Source organism: Sphingobacterium sp. UGAL515B_05, from assembly GCF_033097525.1.
In the GTDB taxonomy this organism is placed as follows: Bacteria; Bacteroidota; Bacteroidia; order Sphingobacteriales; family Sphingobacteriaceae; genus Sphingobacterium.
In genome coordinates, this window is the sequence record NZ_CP109907.1 from 3,440,991 (window position 1) to 3,456,269 (window position 15,279).

Here is a 15,279-nt window from a genome sequence, read left to right on the forward strand (position 1 = left end):
ATCTAAAGATCTTTTCTCATGTTATAGTTTGGTATTTCGACTTCAGTTCGTATTTGAATCTGCTCCGCGATAACTTTGAAGCCATTAGCTTCAAAAAAAGGTTTTGCTGTTTTGCTTACGTCTGCGGTTAAAATAGTGTTTTTATGTATGGTAGCTTCGGTTTCCAGTGCATTATAAAGCTGTTGTGCAATCCCTTGTCGTTGAAAATCTTTATGCACATACAAGACGTCGATATAATCTCCATGAGCTAAGGAGGCAAAACCAACAATCTTCTGATTCAGCACAGCTACAATAAAATACTGATCTTCGATTAGCCGATGCCAACGGCCAGTGTTATTGACGGATGATATCCATGCTACAATTTGCTCGTTATTATAATCATTTGCGCATACAGTCTCAATCGTTCCGGAAAATAGGATTAATATTTCCTGCAGATCTTTCAATATTCCTTTTCGGAGAGTTAATCCTGTTGTTTTTGTTTGAATTTTGTTCATTTTTTTGGAAAAGTGTTAAATAAAAGACCTGATCTGTCAAATCTAATGGCGTGTAATAGTGTTGAAAGAAGGCGAAATTTTAATAAAAACGTATAATTATGTTAAAGTTATAAATATTATATTTATAACCGGATTTGGGCGCATTGATTTGCGAGCAATATGTCTGTATTAACCATTTTCTTTAAGGATTTTGCGTGTTAATTTTAAAGAATTATTGAAAATTATTTTATTGGTTATACCAATAGGGAGACAGCGCGCTGAAATTGACCTTTTTTAAGCATGAAAACCATTTTATTTTATTCTTTTGTACTCGTTTCTTTGGTATTGTCAGGCAACCTTAATCATGTCTATGGGCAATCTGTAGCAGAAATATCTGCTATTGAGAATCCTGTTGTGCAACTGGAAGCTGTCCTACTGTTGCCCATCAGATTTGACGGTGATACGATCAAGTTGAGAAATGCCTTGGCTCCGGTTTTTGAATTGGCAGACAAAAAAAGGAATATTGCTTTAAAATGGGCCTATTATATGCGCATGGCCGATGGTTTCTCTATAGCTTTTGATCGTATAAATTCGTCATCTGAGCGCTATTATCGTTTGGCTGAGCAGCTGCTACGTGTTCATCCTGATGCTGAATTAGAAATGTTAGGTTGTGCCCGTGAAGGGTATTACAACTTCGTCTATAGACGGGTAAAAGAAGCATTTCCGTTCTTTCTACGAGCGAATGATTTAAAATCTAAAGTCAATATCAAAAAAATCCCCTTGGTGGTGAAGCATTACCAATTTATGGCGAGCTTCTACAGTTATATTGGTGATCAGGCAAATGCTGTTATTTATTTGGAAGAGGCTTTACCCTTTACAAAGCCGGTTTCACGAGAACGTGTCGATCTGATCAACTCCATTGCTGTATATCTGGCAAAGGACTCGCTCAATCACCAAGCCTTTTCTTATTTGAATCGTGCCATGGATGAGGCTAAATTGGCGAAGGATTCCGTGTGGATCGGTATTATTTCGGGTAATCTGGCGGATCATGCATGGCGAAAAGGTGAAAGGGAAAAAGCTATTGCATTGGTTAAGAAAAATATAGCGCTCTCCATGCGTTACAATGAACGTACAGATGCAATGCGGGCAAATCTCAATCTAGCTAATTGGTATATCGAATTGAAAGAATGGAAGTTGGCCGAGCAATATACGATGGCCTGTGAGCATTTGATGGAAGACAAACCCTATTTTTTGAAATATAAAATGGAACTAGCAAAATCCAAGTCCAACATTATGCGGGGCTTAGGACGTGAAGGGGAGGAGCTTAAGCAATTGCATTTGTATCTAATGCTGAAAGATTCGTTGGAAAAGAGAACGAATGACAAGGAGATACAGAAAATGCTCTGGCAAAGGGAATCTGAAAAATACAACCGGACTATCCAAGCCACGGAAGAAAAACGGATTCGAACAAAACGGATGTATCAGTTCATAGGCATTGTCCTTATGTTGATTTTTGCGATAGTTGTTCTGTTAGTCAATAAGTCGAAAATTAAAATTAAGATGCGGAATACTTTACTGGAAAAAGACCAACTTGCGCTTGCCTATGAAAAACAATTGTTAGATCAGGAGCTAATGATTTTACGCAACTCCTTGACCGAGTTTACAGACACTATCCGGCAAAACGATGTCGTCATCCAGCAACTTAGGCAGGAAGTAGTAAAGATTTCCGAATCTGATCCGGCATACCTGACACAAGTTACGGATAATCTGAATGCGCTTTTGCAGCAGCATATTATGACCGATGAGCGGTGGCAAAAATTCAAACATGTTTTTAATAAGGTGTATCCAGCTTATCTGACACAAATGCGGCAAACTTATCCAAAGATTACCGAGAATGACCTCAAGATATTAGCGCTGCTCAAATTGGATTTAAGTAATGCAAGTATGAGCGAATTGCTGTGTGTTTCGGTGGAAGCGGTTCGTAAGGCAAAACAGCGATTGAAGAAAAAATTAGAACAAACCGAAAAGTAAGGATATAGCGGTGCTATCAGGTGCATCCGCTGAAGTTAAGGAATGTTAAAAATAATGTTCGGTCATTTCTTTTGGCTATATTCATTTCAGCGTTTAAAACCTTTTTATTATGATAACGCCGATTATAAGTAGCTAATACATTTCTAATTGAATTCCATTAAGACGATACGGTTGAGTTTAAAATTTTTTAGATTCATTATTCTCTTTAATTTATTTGTGACAGGAGGTATTCTTTTACAGTCACCACGTTTTATGCTGAATTCCGTTGGAACAGCGTCGTTCTATATGTTCATTTTTTGGTTTAAAGTCATTGGTTCTATTATTTCTTTTATTGCCGAATATATTTTTCATCTTCCTAAGAAAGAAGTGTTTCTGAAAAATTTACATATATCTCCCATAAGTCTGCTGATAAGGCTTAGTGTAATAGACTTTTTGTTATTTGTAATTTTATGTTGGAGTCTGAAAATTTATCTAACGAGCTGCTATACATAGATAGTTTATCGTTTAGTCGTGGTGGCAGGAGCATTCTTTCGGGGCTTTATTTGACATGTGCGCAGCAAGAAGTAGTCGGGATTTTGGGCAGAAATGGTAGTTGGAAATCTACCCTGATGAACGTTATATTTGGACGTATTAAAGCGGATTTTGCTTTCATGCGTTGCAAAGGTGTTAAATTTGAAAAAGGCTACCAGACAGGAGAGATTACCTATCTCCCTCAGGAAGGTTTTTTGCCTAGAAATTTGCTGCTTTCTGAAGCCCTTCAATTTTTTCAAATCGATGATGTTAATTTACTGGAGCTTCCATTGGTTCAAGAGAATTTGAATAGGCGATTGAGTAGCCTATCATTGGGAATGATTCGTTTGTTTGAAACGCTATTGATCGTTTATACCAAAGCATCCATCGCTTTACTTGATGAACCCTTTGTCGGTCTTAGTCCTATTTATATTGAGCTTATTAAAGAACAGATTCAGTTAGTAAAACATCGAAAAGGAATATTGATATCAGATCATTATTTTAGGCAGGTAATGGAAATCAGTGACCGCATATACCTCTTGAAAGATTCACACTTGACCCAGGTCCTGAATGAAGACGACCTCTTATTGGGAGGTTATTTAAATTAAATAGATTAATCAAGTAGAACCTACCCGATTAATCTATTTACTATAAGCGACTAAACGCTATTGAAAACTATTTCGCATTTTTTGCAGTGACATTAAGTTCAATGTCAACGTTTTGTGCAATCATCCAATCTTGTGGATTACCTTCTGTACCGTAAGTAAGACCCCAATCTTGTCTTTGGATTGTAAATTTAGAGTAGAATGTTACTTCGTCACCATTGAACGTAATTTTTGCAGGGAAAGTTACATTCACCGTTTTATCTTTGATGGTTAAGTTACCGCTGACCGTATTTGTCGCATCAGCAACAACACTTTTTCCTTGCGCAGCATCGAATGGACCAACTTTGGTGATTTCGAATTTTGCAGTTGGATATTTTGCTACGTCAAAGAAATCAGCACTTTTTAAATGTGCATCCAAATCTGATGATTTTTTGCCACCGGATGTTGCAGGATCTACAGAAGCTGTATCTGTCAGAATAGAATTGACATCAATGGTGAAAGTACCACCAGTAACTGTATTATTTTCAGCTGAAAGTGTTCCTTCGCTTTTCAAAACACCATATCTTGGGTTTAAACCGCCTTTATGGTAACCAGTCCATTTTAATGAGCTTTTATCTGCTTCAACAGTGTAAGTCTGTCCTTTTTGTTCAGTTACTTCCTGAGCAGTTGTTGTTGTTGCTTTGTCGCCATTTGTGTTCTGACAAGAAGCTAACAATAGCATAAGGGCTAAACCCGAGATTAATTGCTTTTTCATTTTTTAATCGTTTTATTTTTTATATGTTATTTGCACTTTTCATTTTGCAGCATCAACTGTGCCAATTTATTCCTTCTGATGTTGCCAATACAAAGGTAGATGATAGATAGTTTATTTTAGGTATCAGTTTCCTTAAGGAAACTACTTTCCAAAAAGATAGTGGTCTGAAACTTTATAAATGCGTATTTTTGTAAGAATAAAGAAATCATGCCAATGGAGCCAAGCTTTGCTTGTGTATTCATCTATCGCTGATCGTTTAGGGAAATAGGATGCTCTAGGAAGGATGGTAATGCATGAATAAAAAAAAGTGAAATGAAAAAGGAAGCAACTTTAACGTCGTCGGGTGCATGTAAAACACGTGTGTTGGCCATTAACGATACCATGGAGATTTTAGCCGGAAAATGGAAATTTCATATTATAGGTACCTTATTGTTGGTCGAGAAATTACGTTTTATGGAACTGCTGCGCGAAGTTGAAGGGATAGGTGCGAAGATGTTGTCTAAAGAACTGCAGGATTTAGAAATGAACCAGCTGATCAGAAGAACAGTATTAAATACCAAACCCCTGACGGTAGAGTATGAATTGACCGAGTGCGGAAAAACGTTGGGTCCAATCATCGATGAGATTACTAAATGGGGTATAACCTATCGGAGTAAACTTTATACCAAGAATGAGGAAGTGGAAGCTACAAGCTAATAGGTAAACAGGTCTTTGTTTTTAGTGATAAGAGGAAAGCTGCCTGTAAAGAACCTGATACGTAGGTCGCAATTCCCTTTGATTATAGGTTATGAAAACGATAATAATTGTAAGTTTGTTCTAGAAATTACAGTCTAACCTACTAAAAGAAGACAGGATGCGGTTACAACACTTATTTTATTTGTCTCTTGGAGTTTTGAGTATCAGCAGTTGCGGACTTACCAAAAACGCCCGACACCAAGAGATTCCCTTCGATGAAGGGATCAAAAAAATTAACCATGTGGTTGTTATTTATATGGAAAACCATAGTTTTGACAATCTGTATGGCGAATTCAAAGGAGCCAATGGCATAGCGAATGTCAAGAAGGGGGATTTTTTACAGGTAGACGAGCACGGTAAAGCCTACCAATACCTCCCCGAAATTCCACGTAATAATTCCTTTCCAACCAATCTACCCAACCAATTTTTTAATATAGACCAATATGTACCTTCGGATAAGGCGACGCCCGATGTTACACACCGTTTTTATCATAATCAATTGCAGATCAATGGAGGGAAAATGGATAAATTTGCCCTCTATAATGATTCCAAAGGTTTAGCAATGGGCTATTACAATACAGAGAAGCTACCTTTGTATCCGTTTGCCAAAGCGTATACATTGTGTGATAATTTCTTTCAAAGTGTATTTGGCGGATCCTATTTAAATCATATTTATTTGATTTCCGCAGCTATTCCTGTTTGGCCTGATGCACCAAGCTCAATGGTTGCTAAACTCGATGCAAATGGCAAGATGATTAAGGATGGTGTAGTTACGCCAGACGGTTATGCAATCAATCACGTGCTTTCTCGCAACAAACCTTATCCCGCGAAATCGGATACTTCCAAATTATTACCTTCTCAGACTATGCCGACCATTGGCGATCGCCTAACAGCGAAAAATGTAAGTTGGGCTTGGTATTCAGAAGGCTGGGATGACGCTGTTGCCGAACGTAAAAATAATTTTGCCTACAATCATGAGCCCTTTTTATACTTCGCGAATTATGAGGATGGTAAGGAAGGGCGAAAACACATGAAGGATCAAAACGATTTTATTAAGGCCGCAAAAGAAGGGACGCTTCCAAGTGTGTCTTTTGTTAAACCGGGTGGGGGCAATGATGAGCATCCCGGAAGTTCGGCGGTCTATTCCTCCGAACAACTTGCGGTTAACTTAATCAATGCTGTATTGGAGGGACCGAATGCAAAAGACGCGTTGGTGATTTTGACCTACGATGAATTTGGTGGCTTTTTTGATCACGTTAACCCACCCGTCGTTGACCGTTGGGGACCTGGTAGCCGTATCCCGGCAATTGTCATTGGACCATTTGCTAAACGTGGTGTAGTGGATCATACGCCATATGAAACAGTGAGCATCCTTTCATTTATAGAAAAACGCTGGGGAATAGAGCCTCTTGCTGAAAGGGATAGAAAAGCAAATCCCTTTAGAAATGCGCTCGTTTTCAAATAAACGGTTTTTATATCGAAGGATAGGAAATTGAGCGATGTGTAAAAAGGTTGTCGTGTTTATTGTATTGGTTGCAATAGTATTTACCCTCGGATTTACTACAGGGCAGCCTGTTTATACAAAACAAAAAGTGGGCAATGCCCGTGAGCATCTGATTCAGAAAGAAGTACTGGGTCAGATGCTTTCTTTTAAGACTTATATTAAGGATACACTGAATGCCGAAGTACGGAAAGGTACAGTGGATACACTTGGGCTGAGAAGAGCTTTTTTGAAGACAAGGCTTCTTTTTAAAAAGTTTGAATGGGCGTCCGAATATTTTACTGCAGATCTATCCAGAAGATTAAATGGTCCTCCGGTGGAGGAAGTTGAAAATGCAGATTTGTTGGATCCCTCTTTGGCCAGGGGAGTGGAGCCTATTGGATTGCAGGTGATTGAAGAGCTTATCTATCCCACTTACGCTAATAACAATAGGCAAAAGCTAATTCGTGAAATCGAACATTTGATAACCAATACGGATTATTTGATTTCCTATTTTGAAGATCATCAATTGGAAGACTGGCGTATTTTGGATGCAACAAAATTGGAGGTGTTTCGGATTATTTCCTTAGGAATTACCGGATTTGATAATGCACTTTCTCGAAATAGTATGATCGAGTCCTCCATTGCATTAGGCAGTCTACAGCAAATTCTTTTGCAATATGCAGGTAGAAAAGAAACACTACCTTTAATGCTTACAGGGGCGATCAAATATTTGCAACAACATGCGGAATTTGAATCGTTCGATAGGGCGCAATTCATTACCCAATTTGCCAACAATATCAGCACGGAGATAGCACAGTTGCAACGTAATCTTCCAGGCCCTAAAATCAGATACAATCGGATGCTTCGGCAAGACGTCAATACGATGTTTGACCTGAATGCATTTAATGTAGATGCCTTTAGCCCAGGGCCGAAATTCCATTTCAGCAATGAAAAGGCTGTATTGGGCGAGAAATTGTTTTATGATGTTGCTTTGTCGGGGACACATACGAGAAGTTGCGCTTCATGCCATCATCCTGATCGCGCATTTACTGATGGGTTAAACTTGCAAGTGGACATTCATGGTTCGGGACGTTTGCTCAAACGCAATACGCCTACATTGCTCAATGCGGCCTTACAGTCCAACTATTTCTATGATATGCGTTCGTTGACGCTGGAAGATCAGATACACGAAGTCATTGGTAATAAGCAGGAAATGGACGGCTCGGTAACTGATATCGTTCAATACGTTTCTTCGGATAAAATCTATCGATCATTATTTAATAAAGCGTTCAATACAGCGGATGGACCGATCTCAGCTGAGCAGGTAAGCAATGCACTTGCTTCTTATATTCGTGGCCTGACCAAAATCAATAGCCGTTTTGATGATTATATGCGTGGGGATAAGAACGCATTATCCAAACCGGAAGTGGATGGGTTTAATTTATTTATGGGCAAGGGAAAATGTGCGACCTGTCATTTCCTGCCTTTATTCAACGGTGTTACACCGCCTAAATTTATTCAGAGCGAAGTCGAAGTCCTGGGCGTACCAAAATCCCTGAAAGATTCTGTGCTGGATTCCGATTTAGGGTACTATGATATCATTGGTGTTGATTCGTATAAATATGCCTTTAAGATACCTTCTGTCCGGAATGTAAAGAAAACTGCTCCCTATATGCACAATGGGATCTATCAGTCCTTGGATGAGGTCATGGAATTTTATAATAATGGGGGTGGGGCAGGATTGGGGATCAAATTACCCAATCAGACATTGTCAGATAGAAATTTGCATCTGACCGAAAAGGAAAAGAAAGACATCATTGCATTTATGGAAAGTCTCGAAAGCCAATAAAATGGCCGGTGGGTATCTCTTTTAGAATCCTATCGATTGTTTATGCTGGGCTAAGGAGTTTTATTGAGCCTAAATGAGGGGGTATCAAATTGATTGAGCTCTTGCAGTAACGGTAAGGGATTAATTCTTATCGTAGTTTTTCTTTCTTGTAGATTCTCTTCGGACCCTAGCGCTTTTACCTGTTCCGTTTTTATCCCAGTTAATAAGTTGAATTGGGTTTCAGTCGTTGTGTTTTTGCCATCCCAGGTTCCTTTTTCTAGGTAGATCAATTCAAAATTTCCATTTCTGCAACGAAATGTATAGTTGGCATGCCCATCTGTGATATCGGCTAATATATGAAGCTGACCATTTTCGATAGCGAAGTTGGGCAGCGGAAAATGGGGTTCGATCATCGTCGTTGAGGAGAGGGCCAACTGTAGCTTTCCGTTGGGTTTGGACAGAAATACCTGCGTTTTAATTGGTGTTGCCGTATTTGAAGTGTCCATGGCAAGAACAATTTTATCCGGATAACCATCATGATTTATATCGCCTTCTAGTTCTTGAATTTTTGCTGTAAAACTGTCTTTTGTTGCCTTTTGCTGGCCATATAAGGCTAAACTAGCTAAAAAGAATATGCTCAAGATTAGTTTTTTCATCCGGTATTAACACAGCATTAAATGAAACATAAATCGATTCAATATACGCATTCAAGATGGAAAAGCGATTATTTTACCCTATCTTGGTTTCTCGGGATTGATTAACAGTCCAGTTAGTTCGCCTTACTGATTATAGGAGTAGACTATAATACATAGAGTAACCACTTGTTCCGTCGAGCCATTGTACAAGTTCTTTATGGCTATAGTGAAAACCGGCTTTTCGGATAGCGGCTTTTGAAATCATATTTATTTCACGATGGCTTATCGTCAGTTTTCTTAATTGATTCTCGATGGCCCACACCATTCTTATTTTATACAAAAGACTCGATAGACCTAATTTTCTATACTGTGGCTGTATGAAAGACTGACCAAAGTAGGCTTCTTCTTTATTCAGCAACAGCATACTGGTTATCCCAATCATTTTTTCATCTTCGAAAAGACCAAAAACAATACGTGGGTATCTTATGCGTTCTGCCCAATCCCTATCAGATAGTTCTATTTCAGGAGGAGTGCTCTGTCGAAAAAGTGTAGGTTCGGTTTGAATTGACTCGATACGCATCGCTTTATAAAGTGGGGATTCGCTCTCTGTCAGCTGACGGATATGGAATGAACCTGATTGAAATGCTAAAACGGACTCTGACATAGCGTAATTAATGCTGTCTTAATGATTATTTCTAATACTATAATGCGAAAGTATGTATTATTATTTATACTTCAAATGTGGTATTGCATTCATTCCAAATTGCTGATTCCCGATGACTATGACGCGACAACTATGACGATACATGCCTGCAATTGAGTAAGCCACAATTGTATTAAAGCAACACATGATCCTATTCGTTTCAATGTGGCCTTATGCGCAAGTAGGGTATCAAAATATAAGTTTAACAAGTTGCATTTCCGTAATGGTGCTGAAATATAAGAATAGAACTACAGTAGTTCAGCTATTCTATTTTCTAAATCTTCTAGATCAAAAGGCTTGGCGAGATAGCTGTCTGCTCCAGCTTGTTGGGCTAGTGTTTCAATATCGGTATTTGCGGAGAGGTAGATAACAGGGATGTCTCGATATAAAGGATGTTTTTTGAGCAGACGAGTGGCTTCTACACCACCTATTTTTGGAATCCAATTGTCCATCAAGATTAAATCTGGACGTACCTCTTCAACCTTTTCGATGATATCGTGAGAGGTTTCTGAAACGGCCATATTATAGCCGTTTGTTTCAAGGATTATTGTGCATATTTCAAGGACATGTTTATCATCGTCCAACATCAGTATTGTTTTATTTGGCATGTTTTCGTTTTAAAAAAAGGTGGAGCTAAATTAACTAAAAAGCCTTAGGGGAAGCATGGGTAAAATACCGATTCTAATAAGTAGAAATCCCCATTTTTAGGCTTAATGGAAGATAGTTTTGTGATGAGACGAATCGTCCGAGTTTGAACTTTCAAAATTAATATTATCTTTATGGTATAATCAATAACCAATTCATCTTATTGCTCATGAAAAAGAATGCCTTTAACCTATATAGACCTTTCATCTTAGTTTTATTGCTTGTTGCTGTGGGAAGCTATGTAGCTGCGTTTGAGAAAGTAAATCAGGACTATTTTCAGTTGAAAGTGTATCATTATGAAACTGATGAACAGGAGAAAGTTATTGACCAGTATCTTGAGTCGGCTTATTTACCGGCATTGCATAAATTGGGATTTAAAGAAATCGGCGTATTTAAACCCTTAGAAAATGCAGTTGGCCAAGATAGATTGGTTTACGTGTTCATCAGTGCCGCTGATCTCAGTTTGCTGGTTAATTTGGATCAGCGGCTGGCCAAAGATCAAAAATACCTGGAGGCTGGAAAGATTTATATTGGGGCAAGTTATAGTAATCCTCCTTTCAAAAGGTTGGAGACAATATGGATGAAAGCATTTGAAGGAATGCCCAAATCAGCGCTTCCTAAATTATCTGCTGAAAAAAATAAACGCATTTATGAACTACGCAGTTATGAGGCCGCAACTGAGCAACTGTCTACGAATAAGATAGACATGTTCAACAACGGTGAAATCGATATTTTTAATAAGTTAAATTTTAATGCTGTTTTCTATGGACAAGTAATTGCCGGTAGTACGATGCCCAACCTGATGTATTTAACGGCTTTCGAAAATATGGAAGACAGGAATATACATTGGAAAGATTTTGGACCTTTATACAAACCAATGCAGGATTTACCGCAATACCAGAATAACGTATCTAAAAGTATAAAGGTGCTACTGTTTCCTACGGCATATTCCGATATTTAGAATTCGATTTAATTTATTTTTTTCTAACAAATAAATTAAATCTTTTGCACCAGTCAAAGAAGCTGGACAAAGCCTGTGTATCTAATTTTTCAAAATTGTAAATCTTATGCGGATAAGGCAGAGCATTGGTATAGATGCCTGTATTCGCTAAAACAAGCATAGGGCCATCGCTGTCAATTTGGTCAAAATATTTGCTGATGATTTTATAATGTGTATTAAATAGTGATTCTACAGCTTCATTGTTCGGAACGAGGGAGATGGTATAGTCGTAATCTGCATGTTGCATCTTTTGGCAATTGCAGATAATATTTTCGCCAAGGGAAACCTCATTTCCACTATCCCAAAGAAAATTGGCGACTTCAAAAAATAAATCGTTTTTAACTTGCCCGACAGGCTCGGCGATGAAATATCTCATTAGCTTTCTCTTTTATTTGCTTTACCTTTTTGAATTCCGTTGATTACAGTAGTTTTATTCCAGCGAAAATCTGCAATTCCTCAAAAAGGATTTTATACCTTTTGATATTGATGAATTAAGGAATGGGGTTCACTCTATTTTATATTACAAAGAAATATTAATCCAGTGGGGTTTAAAAGAGATAAAAGGTGGTAAGTATTGGACTATTCGAGGTTTTTGTTTCGAAATGTAAGGGCAGTCATGCCTGTTACTTTTGAAAATAAGCGTGAAAAATAAGGATAATCATCGTAGCCAAGTGCGGCAGAAATCTCCTTGACGGATTTACTTGAATGGTATAGCAGCCGTTTTGCTTCCAATACGATACGTTGTTGAATATGATATGTGACGGGCTTTCCAGTTGCTTTTTTTATGCATTCATTGAGATAAGCCGTTGATATTTTTAATTTTTCGGCATATATTTTTGGCTGTTTGTTTGTGATAAAATCTTTATCCAATAACGCATTGAACTGTTTTGTAATATGCTCTGCTCTGGACTGTGCGTCAATTTTTTTTGATTGTACTAAATACTGCGAAATAATTAGAGCTGCGATCGTATTGCAGCTGTCTTTCATGAACGTAGGATACAGTTTTTCGTGTTTTCTTTCGTTGAGCTTTAAACAGATATCTACCGTTTTCGATAAGATAGTGCATGTTTCTTGGTCAATGTTGATTGGAGCAATCGTATCAATATCTTTCAATGCATTGATGTAATCCGAATTCAGGTTTTCTACACTGATCATTAGGACACTAAACACACTGTAATCCATTGCGATGCCACGATGCACTTGATAGGGCTGAATGATCATGACAGAAGAGGAACCCAGTTGGTGTTGCTGAAAATCTATTTCGAAGATTCCATTTCCCTCCTCGAGTATAAAAAACAGGTAGAAATCATCGCGATGTGCCTGACTTATTTGGGCTAGTTCTAAATTTTTAACAGCATTCTTTTTTATCAGTATTCCTAAATTAAAATCATTCGGAAATGAATTTAGCGGTATAGTGTTACTTTTTTGCTGCATTTTTCTTGATAATTGATATGTAATGGCTGATCCAACAATTGTATGTCTTAAAAAGATAGTGCTTGTTAAGTAATTGTTATTGCTAAAAGGCTTCCTGTATTTCAGCGCCGATTAGTGGATTGGAAAGCACCATCAAATTTAAGTATTTGTCAAGATAGCGAGTATGTTTTTTCTGTATTCGGGATCTTTTTCCCGGAGTTCCAGGATATTGTTTTTTAAATCCACATTGACATACCATTCGGCATAGAGGTTCTTTTCATTGGCACCGTCGAAGAAAACTTTCGCTTTAATATAATCTTCATCAAAATGCTCTGGTCGTCCGCTGACAATCAATGCGGTGGAACCGACGCTATCTTGCATATTACCTAGCGTACCATCTATTTGAAATAAGCTATGTAAGGCCCTGGTAAAATTGTCGCTCAGTTTACCTATCGAATAGAAGTTAACTCCTTCACGGTAAAATCTTTTTTTATCAACCTCAGTGTCTACAATTCCCAATTTCATATCGGGTCGAAAGGCTATTGCCAGGCCTACTGTCTCTCTACCCCAAAGCCCCTTTGCCTGAATGATATGATGTTCGTCGTCGTCTTTCCAATATTTTGTTACTGTCAATTGCAAATCCACAAAATCATCGTCTTCGCTGACGTCGATTTGTTTCAGATTACCCTGTCCCTTCAAAAAATTCAAAAATCGCATAAATATCCTATTAATATGGTATTAAGCCCCAGTAGTCGCTATGGTGCTGGCGGTATCACGGCGAGCATGACTAGGTGGGAAGCTTTGGCTAAGTATATTAAAGATAATAAATATTTCAGATAAAAAAAGCGCTCAGTTAACCTTAAAGGCGTAAAAAATAACTAACTTATAAAGGAAGATTCTTTTCCTTTTTTTCTGATTCTACTTCATTTGAAACCCGTTCATTGATATTAATTTTAGCGTTGATAAAAGAGAAGATCATTGTTCCATGTTCCCGGGCATAGCTATTTGTAATGGAGTCTGCTACCATTGACTGTGTAAAGAAGGGACTGGTTGTTTTTAGTTCAGTTTCACGCTCCCAACGGTTCTTGACCCGGATCAAATTGCGGTATTTTTTACTCAGATCAAACCAATTGATATAATCGGCATTGAAAGAAACAGCCCTAATCCCCAGTTTGGAATAGTAGTTTATAGCACCTGCCTGTCCATAATTGTCGCAAAGAACGAGTGTATTTTGAGGTTGGGGAATCTGACGATAAACGCTATCTACTTTGTGGGCAAGTTCTTTCCAACCTAACATATCGGCAAAGTCTTGTGGAAGTGGGTGTTCTTCACCATCTTCCCAGGTTAACATGCCGTATTTACGGTATTTTCCAGGATGTTCTACAAAGTACGATGGATTGCGATTGGGAAAGGCAATGTTGTAGATCGGTAGAAACAAGATGCCTGTTAAAACGATGAAGATAGGCTTAAGAATTTTACCAGTTTTGTTTTCCAGTAGTGATGCAATATAAACCGCTCCGAAGGCAAAATAAATGGGATAAATACCTATCGCATAATAATCCTTGGCTCTTAAAAATAGGAAAATACCAATGGTAATAAAAAATGACCAGAAGAATAGGCGATAAGGTTTAAATGGGGGATATTTCAACAAGGCATATAAACCGAAAATTATAACAGGAAAAGTCCCGAAGAAAAACAAAAACTGAGAACGGACAAAGCTCCACCGATTGACGTGGACGAGTTGCGTTGCCTGAAGCTCTTTAAAATGAGAGAATACCGGAAAATTATTTTGATACTGCCATATTAAATTCGGCAAGATGATAAGTATGGCGATGAGTAAACTACCATATAATTTTCGTTCCGTAAATACCTTCCGTTCGGGCATGAGTGCAAGCGCAGGAACTAAACCCAAGATCAGAAACATGATATTATATTTATTCAAAAAGCCAATAGCAAATACAATGGCAATATAAAACAGCCATTTCGATTGTTGGTTGTTCAAATATCGTATGATGAGATAGTATATGGAAGTCCAGCACAATACATCCAGAGAATTTGGCTGATATAACCCATTCAGACGAAAGAGAACGGAAAACATAATACTGCAACTGCCAAATATAAGTGCAAAGAGGTTTCCTTTCAGCGCTTCTATTGTTTTCCAGACCACTAAAATCGTCAGAGCTCCGTACAATGCGGGGAAAAATTTGATCCAGAATTCGGAATTTCCCATTATTTTGATCAGATAGGAGGTCCAAGAGGTGAGGGGCGGAACAGAGAGATAGCCCCAAGCCAGATGATTCGCCTGATCGAGATGTAGAAATTCGTCACGCTGCAATTCGTAAATCGGACTAATCAGCTGATATTGAATGATGAATTTTAACAGGATGAGACCAATTAGGATAAATCGATGTTTAAGTGCCATCTTAATTTTTGTTTAGGGATATCAAGATACAATTTATGATAA

The 15,279-nt window shown here is 38.0% G+C and carries 15 protein-coding genes; 6 read left to right on the forward strand and 9 right to left on the reverse strand.

The window, feature by feature from the left end; genetic code table 11:
- Positions 1-2: 2 nt before the first annotated feature.
- A complete protein-coding gene (locus OK025_RS14035) occupies positions 3-494 on the reverse strand; it encodes a GNAT family N-acetyltransferase (protein WP_317664600.1) in 492 nt (163 codons plus the stop codon).
- Between the two features lie 279 nt (positions 495-773).
- Between OK025_RS14035 and OK025_RS14040 the strand changes: the two genes are divergently transcribed.
- Both OK025_RS14040 and OK025_RS14045 read left to right on the forward strand, forming a co-directional pair.
- Positions 774-2,504 carry a hypothetical protein gene (locus OK025_RS14040; protein ID WP_317664601.1) on the forward strand — a complete coding sequence of 577 codons (1,731 nt, stop codon included), beginning with the start codon at positions 774-776 and terminating at the stop codon, positions 2,502-2,504.
- Between the two features lie 449 nt (positions 2,505-2,953).
- Positions 2,954-3,622, forward strand: a complete 669-nt coding sequence (locus OK025_RS14045; RefSeq protein ID WP_317664603.1) for an ATP-binding cassette domain-containing protein — start codon at positions 2,954-2,956, stop codon at positions 3,620-3,622.
- Between the two features lie 67 nt (positions 3,623-3,689).
- On the opposite strand, the gene OK025_RS14050 is transcribed toward OK025_RS14045, so the two are convergent.
- Positions 3,690-4,373, reverse strand: coding sequence for a YceI family protein (locus OK025_RS14050; RefSeq protein ID WP_075993812.1), 684 nt, complete (start codon positions 4,371-4,373; stop codon positions 3,690-3,692).
- Positions 4,374-4,685: 312 nt separating this feature from the next.
- On the opposite strand from OK025_RS14050, the gene OK025_RS14055 reads away from it, so the two are divergent.
- The 3 genes from OK025_RS14055 to OK025_RS14065 all read left to right on the forward strand — a co-directional run bounded on the left by OK025_RS14055 (position 4,686) and on the right by OK025_RS14065 (position 8,440).
- The gene (locus OK025_RS14055; protein ID WP_075993811.1) at positions 4,686-5,069 is read left to right on the forward strand and encodes a winged helix-turn-helix transcriptional regulator; all 384 of its coding nucleotides are present in this window, start codon (positions 4,686-4,688) and stop codon (positions 5,067-5,069) included.
- Between the two features lie 157 nt (positions 5,070-5,226).
- Positions 5,227-6,573 (forward strand): acid phosphatase, encoded by a 1,347-nt coding sequence (acpA, locus tag OK025_RS14060; RefSeq protein WP_317664606.1) that lies wholly within the window; start codon positions 5,227-5,229, stop codon positions 6,571-6,573.
- A 34-nt stretch (positions 6,574-6,607) separates the two neighbouring features.
- Positions 6,608-8,440 carry a cytochrome-c peroxidase gene (locus OK025_RS14065; RefSeq protein WP_317664608.1) on the forward strand — a complete coding sequence of 611 codons (1,833 nt, stop codon included), beginning with the start codon at positions 6,608-6,610 and terminating at the stop codon, positions 8,438-8,440.
- Positions 8,441-8,490: 50 nt separating this feature from the next.
- Here the strand turns inward: OK025_RS14065 and OK025_RS14070 are convergent, their stop codons facing one another.
- From OK025_RS14070 to OK025_RS14080, 3 genes are all read right to left on the reverse strand, one after another.
- A complete protein-coding gene (locus OK025_RS14070; RefSeq protein ID WP_317664610.1) occupies positions 8,491-9,075 on the reverse strand; it encodes a hypothetical protein in 585 nt (194 codons plus the stop codon).
- A 130-nt stretch (positions 9,076-9,205) separates the two neighbouring features.
- The gene (locus OK025_RS14075) at positions 9,206-9,718 is read right to left on the reverse strand and encodes a GNAT family N-acetyltransferase (RefSeq protein ID WP_317664611.1); all 513 of its coding nucleotides are present in this window, start codon (positions 9,716-9,718) and stop codon (positions 9,206-9,208) included.
- A gap of 287 nt (positions 9,719-10,005) precedes the next feature.
- Positions 10,006-10,365 (reverse strand): response regulator, encoded by a 360-nt coding sequence (locus OK025_RS14080; RefSeq protein WP_088162542.1) that lies wholly within the window; start codon positions 10,363-10,365, stop codon positions 10,006-10,008.
- Positions 10,366-10,571: 206 nt separating this feature from the next.
- Here OK025_RS14080 and OK025_RS14085 point away from each other — a divergent pair, with 206 nt between their 5' ends.
- Positions 10,572-11,363, forward strand: coding sequence for an NIPSNAP family protein (locus OK025_RS14085; protein WP_317664612.1), 792 nt, complete (start codon positions 10,572-10,574; stop codon positions 11,361-11,363).
- Positions 11,364-11,376: 13 nt separating this feature from the next.
- Here OK025_RS14085 and OK025_RS14090 read toward each other — a convergent pair whose 3' ends face one another.
- The 4 genes from OK025_RS14090 to OK025_RS14105 all read right to left on the reverse strand — a co-directional run bounded on the left by OK025_RS14090 (position 11,377) and on the right by OK025_RS14105 (position 15,237).
- On the reverse strand, positions 11,377-11,778 hold the full coding sequence (locus OK025_RS14090; protein ID WP_145330776.1) for a hypothetical protein: 402 nt from the start codon (positions 11,776-11,778) through the stop codon (positions 11,377-11,379).
- A 203-nt stretch (positions 11,779-11,981) separates the two neighbouring features.
- Positions 11,982-12,836: a helix-turn-helix transcriptional regulator gene (locus OK025_RS14095; RefSeq protein WP_317664616.1), complete on the reverse strand. Its 855-nt coding sequence runs from the start codon at positions 12,834-12,836 to the stop codon at positions 11,982-11,984.
- Between the two features lie 138 nt (positions 12,837-12,974).
- Entirely contained in the window at positions 12,975-13,532 is a 558-nt protein-coding gene (locus OK025_RS14100) for a hypothetical protein (RefSeq protein ID WP_317664618.1), read from the reverse strand.
- A gap of 166 nt (positions 13,533-13,698) precedes the next feature.
- Positions 13,699-15,237 carry an ArnT family glycosyltransferase gene (locus OK025_RS14105; protein ID WP_317664620.1) on the reverse strand — a complete coding sequence of 513 codons (1,539 nt, stop codon included), beginning with the start codon at positions 15,235-15,237 and terminating at the stop codon, positions 13,699-13,701.
- Positions 15,238-15,279 lie beyond the last annotated feature (42 nt).

Coding starts and splice junctions, on each gene's coding strand:
- OK025_RS14055 (WP_075993811.1), top strand. CDS start 4,686: ATGAAAAAGGAAGCAACTTTAACGTCGTCGGGTGCATGTAAAACACGT.
- OK025_RS14045 (WP_317664603.1), top strand. CDS start 2,954: ATGTTGGAGTCTGAAAATTTATCTAACGAGCTGCTATACATAGATAGT.
- OK025_RS14105 (WP_317664620.1), bottom strand. CDS start 15,237: ATGGCACTTAAACATCGATTTATCCTAATTGGTCTCATCCTGTTAAAA.
- OK025_RS14090 (WP_145330776.1), bottom strand. CDS start 11,778: ATGAGATATTTCATCGCCGAGCCTGTCGGGCAAGTTAAAAACGATTTA.
- OK025_RS14085 (WP_317664612.1), top strand. CDS start 10,572: ATGAAAAAGAATGCCTTTAACCTATATAGACCTTTCATCTTAGTTTTA.
- OK025_RS14080 (WP_088162542.1), bottom strand. CDS start 10,365: ATGCCAAATAAAACAATACTGATGTTGGACGATGATAAACATGTCCTT.
- OK025_RS14035 (WP_317664600.1), bottom strand. CDS start 494: ATGAACAAAATTCAAACAAAAACAACAGGATTAACTCTCCGAAAAGGA.
- OK025_RS14100 (WP_317664618.1), bottom strand. CDS start 13,532: ATGCGATTTTTGAATTTTTTGAAGGGACAGGGTAATCTGAAACAAATC.
- OK025_RS14065 (WP_317664608.1), top strand. CDS start 6,608: ATGTGTAAAAAGGTTGTCGTGTTTATTGTATTGGTTGCAATAGTATTT.
- acpA (WP_317664606.1), top strand. CDS start 5,227: ATGCGGTTACAACACTTATTTTATTTGTCTCTTGGAGTTTTGAGTATC.
- OK025_RS14095 (WP_317664616.1), bottom strand. CDS start 12,836: ATGCAGCAAAAAAGTAACACTATACCGCTAAATTCATTTCCGAATGAT.
- OK025_RS14070 (WP_317664610.1), bottom strand. CDS start 9,075: ATGAAAAAACTAATCTTGAGCATATTCTTTTTAGCTAGTTTAGCCTTA.
- OK025_RS14050 (WP_075993812.1), bottom strand. CDS start 4,373: ATGAAAAAGCAATTAATCTCGGGTTTAGCCCTTATGCTATTGTTAGCT.
- OK025_RS14075 (WP_317664611.1), bottom strand. CDS start 9,718: ATGTCAGAGTCCGTTTTAGCATTTCAATCAGGTTCATTCCATATCCGT.
- OK025_RS14040 (WP_317664601.1), top strand. CDS start 774: ATGAAAACCATTTTATTTTATTCTTTTGTACTCGTTTCTTTGGTATTG.